The 14,688-nt window shown below is 57.1% G+C and carries 9 protein-coding genes; 4 read left to right on the forward strand and 5 right to left on the reverse strand.

The annotated features are described in order from the left end of the window. Positions 1–86: 86 nt before the first annotated feature. From OK412_RS16685 to OK412_RS16695, 3 genes are read left to right on the forward strand one after another with little or no spacing between them, the layout of a single operon-like run. The gene (locus tag OK412_RS16685) at positions 87–734 is read left to right on the forward strand and encodes a YjbF family lipoprotein (protein WP_163763176.1); all 648 of its coding nucleotides are present in this window, start codon (positions 87–89) and stop codon (positions 732–734) included. Beyond that, a complete protein-coding gene (locus tag OK412_RS16690) occupies positions 731–1,474 on the forward strand; it encodes a capsule biosynthesis GfcC family protein (RefSeq protein WP_010252675.1) in 744 nt (247 codons plus the stop codon). Before OK412_RS16685 ends, OK412_RS16690 begins: the two co-directional genes overlap by 4 nt. Continuing rightward, positions 1,474–3,564 (forward strand): YjbH domain-containing protein, encoded by a 2,091-nt coding sequence (locus tag OK412_RS16695; RefSeq protein WP_010672199.1) that lies wholly within the window; start codon positions 1,474–1,476, stop codon positions 3,562–3,564. The genes OK412_RS16690 and OK412_RS16695 overlap by 1 nt, the downstream gene beginning before the upstream one ends. A 286-nt stretch (positions 3,565–3,850) precedes the next feature. On the opposite strand, the gene metH is transcribed toward OK412_RS16695, so the two are convergent. Then, positions 3,851–7,534: a methionine synthase gene (gene metH, locus OK412_RS16700; protein ID WP_264353375.1), complete on the reverse strand. Its 3,684-nt coding sequence runs from the start codon at positions 7,532–7,534 to the stop codon at positions 3,851–3,853. Between the two features lie 193 nt (positions 7,535–7,727). Between metH and iclR the strand changes: the two genes are divergently transcribed. Beyond that, positions 7,728–8,555 (forward strand): glyoxylate bypass operon transcriptional repressor IclR, encoded by an 828-nt coding sequence (iclR, locus tag OK412_RS16705; protein WP_010252683.1) that lies wholly within the window; start codon positions 7,728–7,730, stop codon positions 8,553–8,555. Here the strand turns inward: iclR and aceK are convergent. The 4 genes from aceK to metA form a co-directional block, all read right to left on the reverse strand. Then, positions 8,530–10,278, reverse strand: a complete 1,749-nt coding sequence (gene aceK / locus OK412_RS16710; protein ID WP_158149656.1) for a bifunctional isocitrate dehydrogenase kinase/phosphatase — start codon at positions 10,276–10,278, stop codon at positions 8,530–8,532. The genes iclR and aceK overlap by 26 nt on opposite strands. Positions 10,279–10,340: 62 nt before the next feature. Next, positions 10,341–11,642, reverse strand: coding sequence for an isocitrate lyase (aceA, locus tag OK412_RS16715; RefSeq protein ID WP_010672196.1), 1,302 nt, complete (start codon positions 11,640–11,642; stop codon positions 10,341–10,343). A gap of 17 nt (positions 11,643–11,659) precedes the next feature. After that, positions 11,660–13,258 (reverse strand): malate synthase A, encoded by a 1,599-nt coding sequence (aceB, locus tag OK412_RS16720; RefSeq protein WP_264353372.1) that lies wholly within the window; start codon positions 13,256–13,258, stop codon positions 11,660–11,662. A 263-nt stretch (positions 13,259–13,521) separates the two neighbouring features. Continuing rightward, positions 13,522–14,451, reverse strand: coding sequence for a homoserine O-acetyltransferase MetA (gene metA / locus OK412_RS16725; RefSeq protein WP_010252696.1), 930 nt, complete (start codon positions 14,449–14,451; stop codon positions 13,522–13,524). Positions 14,452–14,688: the final 237 nt, after the last annotated feature.

The following is a 14,688-nucleotide window of genomic DNA, read 5'->3' on the forward strand; positions in this document are numbered from 1 at the left end:
GAACGGGACGGGCAGAGCACCTTTAAACATAACCACACGCCTGTGTGGTTATTTTTTACTTTGGCATGACTTATCAGGGACACACAGTGCGCCAACTTCCTCTGCTGCTCGCTTGCCTGCTGCTGCAGGCCTGTACACAAACGCAAAAAGGTCTTGAACAGACTCTGCTGCTTGCGGTTAACGGTCCGGACGACGTGACCGTTACCGATCAACAGGTCAACAATCTTCCCTATGCCAGTCTCTATGCTCGCCTGAATGAAGGTCCGCGCATTTTTGTAGTGCTCGGCTACAACGAGAAAGGTCAGCAGAAATGGGTGACACAGGATCAGGCGATGCTGGTGACACAGCATGGCCGCCTGGTTAAAACCCTGGGTTTGCCGGATAACCTGCTGAACGTCAGCAATCTGCAACAGGATCCGCTCGCTGACAGCCTGCATATCAGCAACGGCGCAGGCTGGACCCGCATCGTGCAGTGGACCGAACAGGGCAAGGTTCGCGGCGCGACTGTGCGTTCAACCTTCCAGCGCGGCACCGACGAAGTCCTGACCGTGGCGGGCAACCGCATTCCGTGCCGCGTCTGGCATGAACAGGTGAGCATCGACAGCAGTAACCGCAAGTGGGAAAACACCTTCTGGATCGATAACAGCAGCGGCGATGTGGTGCAGGCCCATCAGATGCTGGCGGCAGACGCCTTCCCTGTAGATATCACTATTCTGAAGCCGGCGAAATCATGAAAAAAATCACTTTTTTGCTGGCCGGGCTGAGCCTGTTCAGCGCCGCAGAAGCGCAGGCAACTGCGCAGGTTATCGTTCATGCACCGCACAACGGCGGTCAGGCTGAGCTGAGCCAGGTCGCGGATCTCTCCCAGCTGGTGACTCTGCCTCCACTGCAGGTCAACACTGACTGGCGTGCGACCTTTATTGCCGAGCGCGGCGCCAGCGCAGTGGCACAGCAGCACTATCAACAGACGCTGGGCGCGTTACGTGCCTGGCGTGCCGACAGCAGCGGCGATCGGGCGGCGGCCATTGATGAAGTGATCCGCCAGCTGAGCGCCATCAAAGTAGCAGGTCGCCAGTTCACGTCGCTCGACCCGGACTGGATCCGTCTGCATCCGGCTGACAACCGTCGGCTGGAAGGCAGCTATGACCTCTATCTGCAGGCCCCCTCCGATTCTGTGCTGCTGCTCGGCGCGCTGAGCGGCGCAGGCAAAGTGAGCTGGCAGCCGGGTAAATCAGTACGCGACTATCTGGATGGTCATGACGCACTCTCCGGGGCAGAACGCAATTTTGTCACCGTGATTGCACCTTCAGGCGCCACACAGCAGGTGCCGGTTGCCTACTGGAATCATCGCCACGCGGAAGTGGAGCCAGGCAGCATTATCTGGCTCGGCTTTTCGTCATGGAGCCTGCCAGGCAGCTATGAAGATCTTAATGAACGCATCCTTTCCGTACTGACTCACCGGATACCAGACTGATGAAAAAACGTTATCTCTTCAGCCTGTTGGCTGTTTCCGTGGCGGCAGCCTGTCAGGCGCAGGCTGACACCTGGCCCGAGCCGGTGGGCCCTTCACAATCCGATTTCGGCGGCGTGGGTCTGATGCAGGTGCCGACGGCGCGCATGGCCAAAGAGGGCGAGTTCAGCCTCAACGCGCGCGACAACGATCAGTACCGATACTACTCCGCGTCACTGCAGCTCTTTCCCTGGCTGGAGACCACGGTGCGGTATACCGACGTGCGCACCCGTCAGTACAGTGCGGTCTCAGAATTCAGCGGCACGCAGAGCTATAAAGATAAAGCCTTCGACCTGAAACTCCGTCTGTGGCAGGAGGGCTTCTGGCTGCCGGAAGTGGCGGTGGGAACCCGCGATCTGGGCGGTACCGGTCTGTTCGACAGTGAATACCTGGTGGCGACCAAAGCATGGGGACCGTTCGACTTTACCCTGGGGCTTGGCTGGGGCTATCTCGGCAATAGCGGCACCGTGAAGAACCCGTTCTGCTCATACAGCGACAGCTATTGCCAGCGTCCGCAGGTGGGCGAAGCGGGTTCAATCAACGGCTCGCAGATGTTCCACGGTCCGACGGCGCTGTTTGGCGGCGTGGAGTATCAGACGCCCTGGCAGCCGCTGCGCCTTAAAATGGAGTATGAGGGCAACGACTACCAGAATGACTTTGCTGGCCGCCTTGAGCAGCGCAGCAAGCTCAACGTCGGCGCGATTTATCGCGTAACCGACTGGGCTGACATCAACGCCAGCTACGAACGCGGTAACACCTTTATGTTTGGTGTCACCATTCGCACCAACTTCAACGATCTGCGTCAGGCGCACATCGACAGCGAGAAGCCTTCCTACAATCCGCAGCCGCAACCTAAGTTGCTGGAGCCGACGGTGGTGGGCACTCAGCTGACCGATCTGAAATACAATGCCGGTCTTGATGGTCCGCGTATTCAGACTCAGGGTCACACGATCTATGTGTCAGGCGAGCAGACGAAGTATCGCGATACCCGTGAAGGGGTGGATCGTGCGAACCGCATCATCATGAACCACCTGCCTGACGGCATCGACACCATCAATGTCACCGAGTCGCGCTTTAACATGCCACAGGTGACGACTGAGACGCAGGTCGCCAGCCTGCGTAACAATCTGGAAGGCTATCCGCTGGGCCATGAGCAGCCACTGCAACAGACCCGCAAAGAACCGGTCGATCCGGGTACCACTGAGCAGGGGATGTTTATCCGTCAGGATCGCCTGAACTACAGTCTGTCGCCGGTGCTGAATCAGTCGGTGGGCGGCCCGGAAAGCTTCTATATGTATCAGGTCGGCGTGATGGCCAGCGCTGATTACTGGCTGACGGATCACCTGCTGGTGGGCGGTAGTCTGTTTGGTAACCTCGCCAACAACTACGACAAGTTCAACTACAACGGCGCACCGGCGGACTCTTCGCTGCCGCGCGTGCGTACCCATATCCGCGACTACGTTGAGAACAACGTCTACGTCAACGATCTGCAGGCGAACTATATGGGCCACCTCGGTAACGGCTTCTATGGTCAGGTTTACGGCGGGTACCTGGAGACGATGTATGGCGGCGTGGGCGGCGAGCTGCTCTATCGTCCGGTCGATGCGAACTGGGCGGTGGGCGTCGATGCCAACTATGTCCGTCAGCGTGACTGGGACAACATGATGCAGTTTAACCGCTATAAAGCCTCAACCGGCAACCTGACGGGTTACTGGCGTCCATGGTTCATGCAGGATGTACTGGTGAAAACCAGCGTCGGTCAGTATCTGGCGAAAGATAAAGGCGTGACGGTCGATGTGTCGAAGCGCTTCGACAGTGGCGTGATGGTGGGTGTCTATGCCACCAAAACCAACGTCTCGTCTGAAGAGTATGGCGAAGGCGACTTCACCAAAGGCTTCTATATCTCCATCCCAATGGATCTGTTCACCGTGACGCCAACGCGCGGTCGCGCGCAGGTGAACTGGGTGCCGCTGACGCGTGATGGCGGTCAGATGCTGGGTCGCAAGTACCAGTTGTATGATCTGACGTCCGATCGCGACGCGCGCTTTAACTAAGCAGATGGCGGCCTCAGGGCCGTTTCATGCGGTTAACAGAAAGCAGGCTCAGGGAGCATACGCCTGAAGCAAAGCATAGCAATGAGATCGCGCCTGCTCAGGGAACCCGGTCAGATCGGAAAGGCGCTAATGCCATCCCTGGCCGCTCGGCCCGCGCCGTCCCTGGCGCGGGACGCTTTCCTCCTCTGACCGGGTTCCCTGCGCGTTGAGTTTCTTCATTGCTGCCAGATTTAACCGGAGCTGGATTTGTCAGCAGTCTGAAGTGGCCCTCAGGCCGCTTTTTTATTTAGTCCGCGTCGTAGCCGAGATTCGGCGCCAGCCAGCGCTCAACTTCCGTTAACGACATCCCTTTGCGTACCGCATAATCTTCCACCTGGTCACGCTGGATCTGCGCTACGGCGAAATAGCGGCTGTCAGGATGGCTGAAGTACCAGCCAGAGACTGACGCGCCCGGCCACATGGCAAAGGATTCGGTGAGCTTCATGCCGGTCTGTTCTTCCACCGCCAGCAGACGCCAGATGGCGGCTTTCTCAGTGTGCTCCGGGCAGGCCGGATAGCCTGGCGCCGGACGTATCCCCTGATAATTTTCCCGAATCAGCTCTTCATTGCTGAGATTTTCGTTAGGCGCGAAGCCCCAGATCACCTTACGTACACGCTCGTGCAGATATTCGGCAAAGGCTTCCGCCAGACGGTCAGCCAGCGCTTTCACCATGATCTTGTTGTAGTCGTCATGCTGACGATCGTACGCCTCCGCCAGCGCATCCTCTTCCAGCCCGCCGGTCACCGCGAAGGCACCGAGATAGTCCGCTTTGCCGCTCGATTTCGGGGCCACAAAATCCGCCAGACAGTAGTTGGCGAAGTCGGTTTTTTCGGTCTGCTGGCGTAAGTGATGACTCACACACAAAATCTCATCACGCCGCTCATCACTGTAGAGATGAATATCATCGCCGACCCGGTTAGCCGGAAAAATACCGACCACGCCACGTGGCTTCAGCAGCGACTGCTGGCTTAATTTGTCGAGCATCGCATTGGCATCGGCAAACAGACGCTGCGCCTCTTCACCCACCACCTCATCTTCCATGATGCGGGGATATTTGCCCGCCAGCGACCAGGTCATAAAGAATGGCGTCCAGTCGATGTAGTTGCGCAGCGTTTCAATGCTGGCCTCCACCTGGCTGACCCCGGGACGGTGCGGCACGGGTGGCGTGTAACTCTCCCAGTCAATTGAGGTGGCGTTATCGCGCGCCGCCTGCAGCGAGACCGGCGGCGTGCGCGGCTTTTTGCGTGCATGCTGAATGCGCACGGTCTCGTACTCTTTGCGGGTTCGGGCGACGAAATCCTCTTTTAAGGTGGCGGAGAGCAGCGACGACACCACGCCAACGGTACGTGAGGCGTTCTGCACGTAGACCGTCGGGCCGCTGTAATGCTGCTCAATTTTGACAGCGGTATGCGCCTTCGAGGTGGTCGCGCCGCCAATCAGCAGCGGTAAGGTAAAGCCCTGACGCTCCATCTCTTTCGCCATGTTGACCATCTCATCCAGCGACGGCGTAATCAGGCCTGATAAGCCGATGATGTCCGCATTCACTTCGCGCGCCGTTTTAAGAATTTTTTCGCCCGGCACCATCACGCCAAGGTCAATGATTTCGTAGTTATTACACTGCAGCACCACGCCGACAATATTTTTCCCGATGTCGTGCACGTCGCCTTTGACCGTGGCCAGCACGATTTTACCGTTGCTGCGCCCCGCCTCTTTGCTGGCTTCGATAAAGGGTTCCAGATACGCCACCGCCTGCTTCATCACGCGCGCCGATTTCACCACCTGCGGCAGGAACATCTTGCCCTCACCGAACAGGTCACCGACGACGTTCATGCCGGACATCAGCGGGCCTTCAATCACCTCTATCGGCCGTGGTACCTGCTGACGCGCCTCTTCGGTATCCTGCTCAATAAACTCGGTGATCCCCTTGACCAGCGAATACTCCAGCCGTTTCACCACGTCCCAGCTGCGCCATTCCGCGAGCTGTTTTTCCTGCGAGCCATCGCTTTTGCCGCCACGGTATTTCTCCGCCAGCGCCAGCAGCCGCTCGGTGCCATCATCCCGCCGGTTAAGAATCACATCCTCTACCGCCTCGCGCAGTTCTGCCGGCAAATCATCATAAATCGCCAGCTGGCCTGCGTTGACGATGCCCATATCCATGCCTTTACGGATGGCGTAATAGAGAAAGACGGCATGTATCGCTTCACGCACCGGATCGTTGCCACGGAATGAAAACGATACGTTGGAGACGCCGCCGGAGATCATCGCATGGGGCAGCTCGCGCTTGATATCTTCGCAGGCACCAATGAAATCCATGGCGTAGTTGTTGTGTTCGTCGATGCCGGTGGCGACCGCAAAGATGTTGGGGTCGAAGATAATATCTTCCGGCGGGAAGCCGACCTGTTCGGTGAGGATCCGGTAAGCACGGCGGCAGATCTCAATTTTTCGGGCGCGGGTATCCGCCTGACCCACTTCGTCAAACGCCATGACCACCATCGCCGCGCCGTAACGCCGGACCTGACGCGCATGATGAATAAAGGCCGCTTCACCCTCTTTCATCGAAATTGAGTTCACGATCCCTTTGCCCTGAATGCACTGCAACCCTTTCTCAATCACCTCCCATTTTGAGGAGTCGATCATGATCGGCACGCGGGCAATATCGGGTTCGCCAGCAATCAGATTCAGAAAGCGTACCATCGCCGCCTCGGCGTCGAGCATGCCTTCATCCATGTTGATATCGATGATCTGCGCGCCGCTCTGCACCTGCTGCAGCGCCACTTCCAGCGCTTCGTTATACTTCTCTTCTTTGATCAGCCGTTTAAATTTTGCCGAGCCGGTGACGTTGGTGCGCTCACCGACGTTAACAAACAGTGACTCTGCGGTGATGTTAAGCGGCTCCAGACCGGAGAGACGGCAGGCCACCGGGATCGTCGGCAACTGACGCGGTGCAACGCCTTCAACCGCCGCCACCATGGCAGCGATATGTTGCGGTGTGGTGCCACAGCAGCCGCCGATAATGTTCAGGAATCCGGCGGTGGCCCATTCACCAATCTGCTGCGCCATCAGTTCCGCATCCAGATCGTATTCGCCAAAGGCATTGGGCAGACCGGCGTTGGGATGGGCGGTCACGTAGCCTTCAGCGATGCGCGACAGTTCCGCCACATACTGACGAAGTTCGTCGGGTCCCAGCGCGCAGTTCAGGCCAAAAGAGAGCGGTTCGGCGTGACGCAGCGAGTTGTAAAAAGCTTCGGTTGTCTGGCCGGAGAGCGTTCGGCCGGAGGCGTCGGTGATAGTGCCGGAGATCATCAGCGGCAGCGCAACGCCCAGCGCTTCCATCTCGGTCTGCACCGCATAGACGGCTGCTTTGGCATTCAGCGTATCGAACACCGTTTCAATCATGATGATGTCGGACCCGCCCTCCACCAGCGCGCGGGTCGATTCGCGGTAAGCCTCCACCAGCTGATTAAAAGTAACGTTACGGTAGGCAGGATCGTTGACGTCGGGTGAGATCGAGCAGGTGCGGTTGGTCGGGCCGAGCACACCCGCAACATAACGCGGACGATCCGGCGTTTTCGCCGTCCACGCATCGGCGCAGGCTCGCGCCAGGCGGGCCGCTTCAAAATTGATCTCCGCCGATAAATGTTCCATCTGGTAGTCCGCCATTGCAATCGACGTGGCGTTAAAGGTGTTGGTTTCGAGGATATCCGCACCCGCCGCCAGATAGGCGTCGTGGATCTCGCGGATCACCGCCGGTTTACTCAGCACCAGCAGATCGTTATTGCCTTTGAGATCGCAAGGCCAGTCAGCAAAACGGCTGCCGCGATAATCCTCTTCTTCCAGCTTATAGCTCTGGATCATGGTGCCCATACCCCCATCCAGCACCATAATGCGTTGTGCGAGCTGCTGTTTTAACGCGTCGATTTTATTGCTCACTGTTGCCCCATTCACGTCAGTCTGCTGGCGGAAAAGCCCGTTTTTCATTCTGGCACAAGCTGGTCAGGCGACAAAGTAACCTCGAATGAGAGATTTTCAGGTCACAACTGTACAGGTCTGACCAGAAAACCAGCGTTTGCAATGCGCGTGATTAAAACGAAAATGATTTCCACAATGTAAAAGGAGAACAATGATGGCAACCCCGGTTCCTGTTAAGCGCGGCAAGAAACCCCGTGGCACCCCTGTCGCCGCACCCGCGGGCGGTCAGGTGCAATCGCTGACCCGCGGCCTGACGCTGCTGGAGCTGATTGCTGACTCACATGGCAGCGTAGCGCTGACCGAGCTGGCGCAGCAGGCGGGTTTGCCTAACTCCACCACGCATCGCCTGCTCAGCACCATGCAGCAGCAGGGTTTTGTCCGGCAGGTGGGCGATCTCGGGCTGTGGACGATCGGCGCACACGCTTTCGTGGTCGGCAGCAGTTTCCTGCAGAGCCGTAACCTGCTGGCGCTGGTACACCCGGTGCTGCGTAGCCTGATGGAGCAGTCCGGTGAAACGGTGAATCTGGCGGTGCTGGATCTCAGCGATCACCAGGCGGTGATCATTGATCAGGTGCAGTGTACCCAGCTGATGCGAATGTCTGCGCCGATTGGCGGCAAGCTGCCGATGCATGCGTCTGGCGCAGGCAAAGCATTTCTGGCCCACCTGGGCGATGAGCAGGTCACCGCCCTGCTGCATCAGAAAGGATTGCATTACTACACGCCGAAAACCCTGATGTCGCCGCAGAGTCTGAAAGAGAATCTGGCGCTGGTGCGCAAAGCGGGCTTCTCATTTGATGATGAAGAGCATGCGCTTGGACTACGCTGTGTCGCCGCGCCAATCTATGACGAACATGGCGAGGCGTTTGCCGCGCTCTCCATCTCCGGCCCCATCGCCCGCATGACTGACGATCGGATTACTGAATTAGGTGCACTGGTCATCCGCGAAGCGCGCCAGGTTACGCTGGCGTACAGCGGTCGTTAACGGTTTCTGCGCCGTAGCAGACGCTGAAACGCTGCGTCTGCCGCCAGGCGATCACCTCTTCCACATGGCCCTGGGCGATGCGCTGCTGCTGCGCGCGCCACCAGCGGGCGTCGAATATCTCCGGATGCAGTTGTAACAGCAATGCGCCGGTAGCGGCTTCACTGCATAACGCATAGCGGAAGGTTTCCGGGAAGACATCGTCCGGCCCGACGCTGTACCAGGGCTCGGCGCTGAGTTCATCCTCCTCATAGCGCGCCGCGGGCACCTCCCGGAAGTGCAGCTCCTGCATCGGGCGAATCTCATCGTAATCGTAAAAAATCACCCGGCCATGGCGGGTGATGCCGAAGTTTTTAAACAGCATGTCTCCGGGAAAGATATTGGCCGCCGCCAGCTGTCGGATGGCATTGCCATACTCCTCAATCGCGTGACGTCGCTCTGCGGCATTCGCCTGGGCCAGGTAGAGATTAAGCGGCTGCATACGGCGCTCCAGCCACAGGTGACGAATAATCAGGCGATCGCCTTCGATATGCAGCTTCTCAGCCACGCAGGCGTGGAGTTCTGCCAGCAGCGCCGGTGAGATGCGCGACAGCGGCAGCGCAAACTGCTCGAACTCCTGCGTATCCGCCATACGTCCCACGCGATCGTGCTCTTTGACCTGCTGATAACAGGCGCGGACCTGCGCTTCCGTCACCTCTTTTTGCGGCGCGAAGCGATCCCTGATGACCTTGAACACCCAGTCAAAACCCGGCAGCGTGAAGACCAGCATCACCATGCCGCGCACGCCGGGTGCGATCTCAAAGGCCGTCTCATTCTCTGCCAGCGCCTGAAGATACTCGCGATAGCTCTCGGTTTTACCGTGCTTCTGGCAGCCAATCGCCATATAGCGCTCCGCCAGGGTTTTGCCAGGCAGAATCGGTTGCAGCCAGGCAACCAGCGCCGCAGGCACCGGCGCATAAACCATGAAATAGGCGCGGGCAAAACCAAACACAATGCTGGCGTCATTCACATCGGTCAGACAGGTGTCGATCCATAGTTCGCCCGTTTCACTGCGCTGGATCGGCAGCAGACAGGGCAAGATGCCCTCCGGCAGATGCAGGCGCGCCACCAGCCAGGCAGTTTTGTTACGATAGAAGAGTTCACTGTTGACCTCGAGCCAGCCCTGGTTCAGCCGGGGAAAATGCGACTGCAGGTGGCGGACAATCCAGCCGACGTCGCGAGCGCGCTGCTGCCACGGCAACGTCAGCGGTAAATCGCTCAACACCTGATCCACCAGTGCCAGCCAGCCCCGCTCCGGCTGATAACGGCGCGATAACGGGCGCAAAGGTGTGACCGGTGCGGTCAGGGATTGAGAGCTGAAGATAAACAGCCGGTCCGGCTGCAGATCGGCATGTCCATGTAACCGGCAGTAGACGGAATTAAAGAAGCTTTCGGCAATTTCATGCCGTGGATAGCCGGGCAGCAGGCTTTGATAGTGGTCCTTAACCCGCAGCCAGAACATCTCATCCCAGCTGGCCGCACCGTTCAGCACCCGCAGTTGATCGGCAACCAGGCTGACGTGATGGTCATAGAGATGAATACGGGCCTTCATGGCATGTTGCACCGCCTGCCATTCCGCCTGCTCAAACCGCTGCTGTGCGCCAGCAGTGATGTCGAGAAAGCGACCATACTGTGCATCAAAACCCTGCAGGATAGTGTGGGCGATCAATGATTCGCGTGGCGGCATAATCAGCTCCGGTAAACGCCCGCCCGCGGTTTGCGGACGGGGAATCAGTCAGAGGAAAAGGGTCAGAACTGATGCTCTTCGGTCGAACCGGTGAGCGCGGTGACCGAGGACTTACCGCCCTGAATGATATTGGTTACCTGATCAAAATAGCCGGTGCCCACCTCTTGCTGATGCGAAGAGAAGCTGTAACCGCGATCGCGGGCAGCGAACTCAGGCTGCTGAACCTTTTCAACATAGTGACGCATCCCTTCGCCCTGGGCGTAGGCGTGGGCCAGATCAAACATGTTGAACCACATGCTGTGGATGCCCGCCAGCGTGATGAACTGGAAGCGATAGCCCATGTCGCTGAGCGCCTGCTGAAACTTCGCGATGGTGCGATCGTCGAGGTTCTTCTTCCAGTTGAACGACGGTGAACAGTTGTAGGCCAGCAGCTTGCCGGGGAAACGCGCATGAATGGCGTCGGCAAAGCGCTGCGCCATCGCCAGATCTGGCGTTGAGGTTTCACACCACAGGATGTCAGCATAAGGTGCATAGGCCAGCCCGCGACTGATCGCCTGTTCAATGCCGGCGTGGGTGCGGAAGAAGCCTTCTGCCGTCCGGTCGCCCTGGATAAAGGGACGATCGTATTCATCGCAGTCTGAGGTAATCAGATCGGCGGCGTCGGCATCAGTTCGTGCCAGCAGCACGGTTGGCACGCCCATCACATCGGCAGCCAGCCGTGCCGCCACCAGTTTCTGAATGGCTTCCTGAGTCGGTACCAGAACTTTGCCGCCCATGTGACCGCATTTTTTTACCGCCGCCAGCTGATCTTCGAAGTGGACCGCCGCCGCGCCCGCCTGAATCATCGCCTTCATCAGCTCATACGCATTCAGCACACCGCCAAAACCGGCTTCAGCATCGGCCACAATTGGCAGGAAGAAATCGGTGTGGCGGCTGTCCCCCGCTTCAATGCCGCTGGACCACTGAATCTGATCGGCGCGCTGAAAGGTCTGATTAATGCGCGTCACCACTTCCGGCACCGAGTTCACCGGGTAGAGGGACTGATCGGGATACATCTGGCCCGCCACGTTGGCATCCGCCGCTACCTGCCAGCCAGAAAGGTAGATCGCTTCGATGCCCGCTTTGGCCTGCTGCAGTGCCTGCCCGCCGCTCAGCGCACCCAGGCTATTGATATACCCTTTCTTCGCCTCGCCATTCAGCAACGCCCATAATTTTTCCGCACCGCGCTCTGCCAGTGTACAGGCGGGCAAGACCGAGCCGCGCAGATTGACGACCTCTGCTGCGCTGTAAGGGCGGGTAATGCCCTGCCAGCGTGCGGTCTGCCAGAGTTGTTCCAGTTGATCGATCTGTTGAGTACGTGTCATGGCAATAGCTCCTCTGTTCAGGGGATCAGGCGATAGCCTGGCAGGGTAAGAAAGGAAACCAGCTCGCGCTCGGTGGTGATCTGAGCCATCAACTGCGCCGCGTCGTCATAGCGACCGGCGCTGAAGTGGGCTTCGCCCAGCGCGTTTTGCAGCAGATGCAGCTCTTCGTTAAGCCAGCGCAGAAACAGTTCAGCTGTGACCTGCTGGCCGTTGTTCAGCATTTGCTGATGATGAATCCATTGCCAGATTGAGGTGCGTGCGATCTCAGCGGTGGCGGCATCCTCCATCAGTCCATCAATCGGGACACAGCCGTTACCGCTGATCCACGCTTCCAGATATTGCAGCGCAACACGGATGTTGGCGCGCATACCGGCTTCGGTGCGCTCACCCTGACAGGGCGCCAGCAACTGCTCCGCTGTGATCGGCGCATCCTCTTCCCGCATGACCTGCAGCTGGTTTGGCCGGTCGCCCAGCGCAGCGTTGAAGACTGCCATCGCGGTATCTGCCAGACCAGGATGAGCAATCCAGGTGCCGTCATGCCCGTTACCTGCCTCCCGCTGCTTATCTTCCGTCACGCGCTGCAGTACCCAGGCATTGCGCGTGGGATCTTTAGCGGGGATGAGGGCTGACATCCCGCCCATCGCAAAAGCCCCCCGCCGATGACAGGTTTTAATCAGCAGTCGCGAATATGCGTCCAGGAACGGCTGAGACATGGTGACGGACTGGCGATCCGGCAGCACGCGATCCGCATGCTGTTTAAGGGTTTTGATATAGCTGAAGATGTAATCCCAGCGGCCACAGTTGAGGCCAACAATGTGATCGCGCAGATTCCACAGGATCTCATCCATCTGAAACACGGCGGGCAAGGTTTCGATCAGGACAGTGGCTTTGATCGTGCCACGCGGCAGATCGAACTGATCCTCGCTGAAACTGAAGATCTCACGCCACCAGGCGATCTCCTGCCAGCTCTCGGTTTTCGGCAGATAGAAATAAGGCCCGCTGCCTTTGGCCAGTAACGGCCGGACGTTGTGGAAGAAATAGAGCGCGAAATCAAACAGCCCGCCCGGAATTGCCTTCCCCTGCCAGCTGACATGTTTTTCTGACAGATGCAGACCGCGCACCCGGCACATCAGCACCGCAGGGGTAGCGCCGAGCTGATAAATTTTGCCCTTGTCGCTGGTATAACTCAGGGTGCCCTGTACTGCTTCGCGCAGTGTCAGCTGCCCTTCAATCAACGTTGACCACTCCGGAGAGAGCGAATCCTCAAAGTCGGCCATAAAGACTTTAACGTTCGAGTTCAGGGCGTTAATCACCATTTTCCGATCGGGTGGGCCGGTGATCTCGACCCGACGATCTTCTAAATCTGCCGGAATAGATTGAATACGCCATTCACTGGCTCTTATGGAAGCCGTTTCCATATCGAAGTCTGGCAGATAGCCCTGGTCATATTGCTGCTGACGCTGCTGGCGAGCCGATAACAGCTCTTCGCGTTGCGGTGCAAAGCGTGCGACCAGAGACTCTAAAAAAGAAACAGCCTCGGGCGTTAACAGTTGCTGTTCTGCATGGCTAAAGGGCTGGTCGAAAATCAGGGTATGGCTGATCACTGAGTCTGTCATGCTGGCGTTCTCCTGTATTCAAAGGATCGAAAGCAGCGGATCCACACGGTGTTTATTTTGTGAGCTACAGGATCAGAGCATAAGCATTTATTTTTTTAAATCAAAAACTATTTCCATTTTTAAATACAAAACAACCTATCCTGATGTTTTATCTGAAATAAAACTTTAATGCATTAAAGGAATCGCTTTCAGTTAACGTTTTAAAGGCGAAAAAAAACCGTGTTGCCATCGGCTAACACGGTTCAGTTGATCTTCAGACGGGACTATTCCAGCGTTGGGTTCATGTGACGCAGATCGAACGGCGTGATCTGGTAAACGTAGTAGTTGAGCCAGTTCGAGAACAACAAATTGCCGTGACTGCGCCAGGTGGCGCGGGGTGGCAATACCGGATTATCCTGCGGGAAATAGTTATAAGGGACTTCCGGATTCACCCCCGCTTCATAATCGCGATGATACTCACCAGACAACGTCAGGGCATCATATTCCGGGTGACCGGTAACAAACACCAGACGTTTGTCTTTACTCGCCATCAGATAGGCACCGGTTTGTTCCGATTCAGCAAACAGCTCAAGATCGGTGTAATCCGTAATCAAATGGGTGGGGAAATCAGCATAGCGTGAGTGCGGTGCGAGGAAATTATCATCAAAACCACGGGTCAGTAACGCATGGGGATGCAGTATCTGATGCTCATAGACACCAGACAGTTTGTTATGCCGGGTTTGCTTGGGAATGCCATACAGAATGTTAAGCGCGGCCTGAACCGCCCAACAGACAAACAGGGTTGAGGTGACATGCTCATTGGCCCAATGCAGAACGCGCTGAATCTGTGGCCAGTAAGCGACATCATTAAAATCAACCAGCCCGAGTGGTGCACCTGTCACGATTAAGCCATCGTAGTTATCATGCTGGATATCTTCAAAATTGCAGTAGAAGTTGTTGAGGTGCTCAGTGGGCGTATTGCGTGACTCGCGGCTGTCGATGCGCAGCAGCTGAATATCGATCTGTAAGGGCGAGTTGGAAAGCAGACGCAGAAACTGATTCTCCGTTTCGATCTTTTTCGGCATCAGATTCAGTATGAGCACTTTAAGCGGGCGGATCTCCTGAACACTGGCGCGCGACGATGTCATCACAAAGACATTTTCGTCACGCAAAAAATTCACTGCCGGTAATTCGTCGGGAACCCTGATTGGCATAACCTGCTCACCTCTTACAACCATATAAACGTTTAGACATCTGGATGCCCAACATTAGCCTGATCGTTGTAAGATGTCGAGGTTTGATGCAGAAAATGAAAATGTTTCAGCTTAACGTGGCAAAGTGCAGACGTAAAAAAGCCCCGCACTTCCGTGCGGGGCTTCTTCACTTATCTGATGCCTGGCAGTTCCCTACTCTCGCATGGGGAGACCCCACACTACCATCGGCGCTACGGC

This window comes from Pantoea sp. JV6 (assembly GCF_025910055.1).
Classification (GTDB): domain Bacteria; phylum Pseudomonadota; class Gammaproteobacteria; order Enterobacterales; family Enterobacteriaceae; genus Pantoea; species Pantoea agglomerans.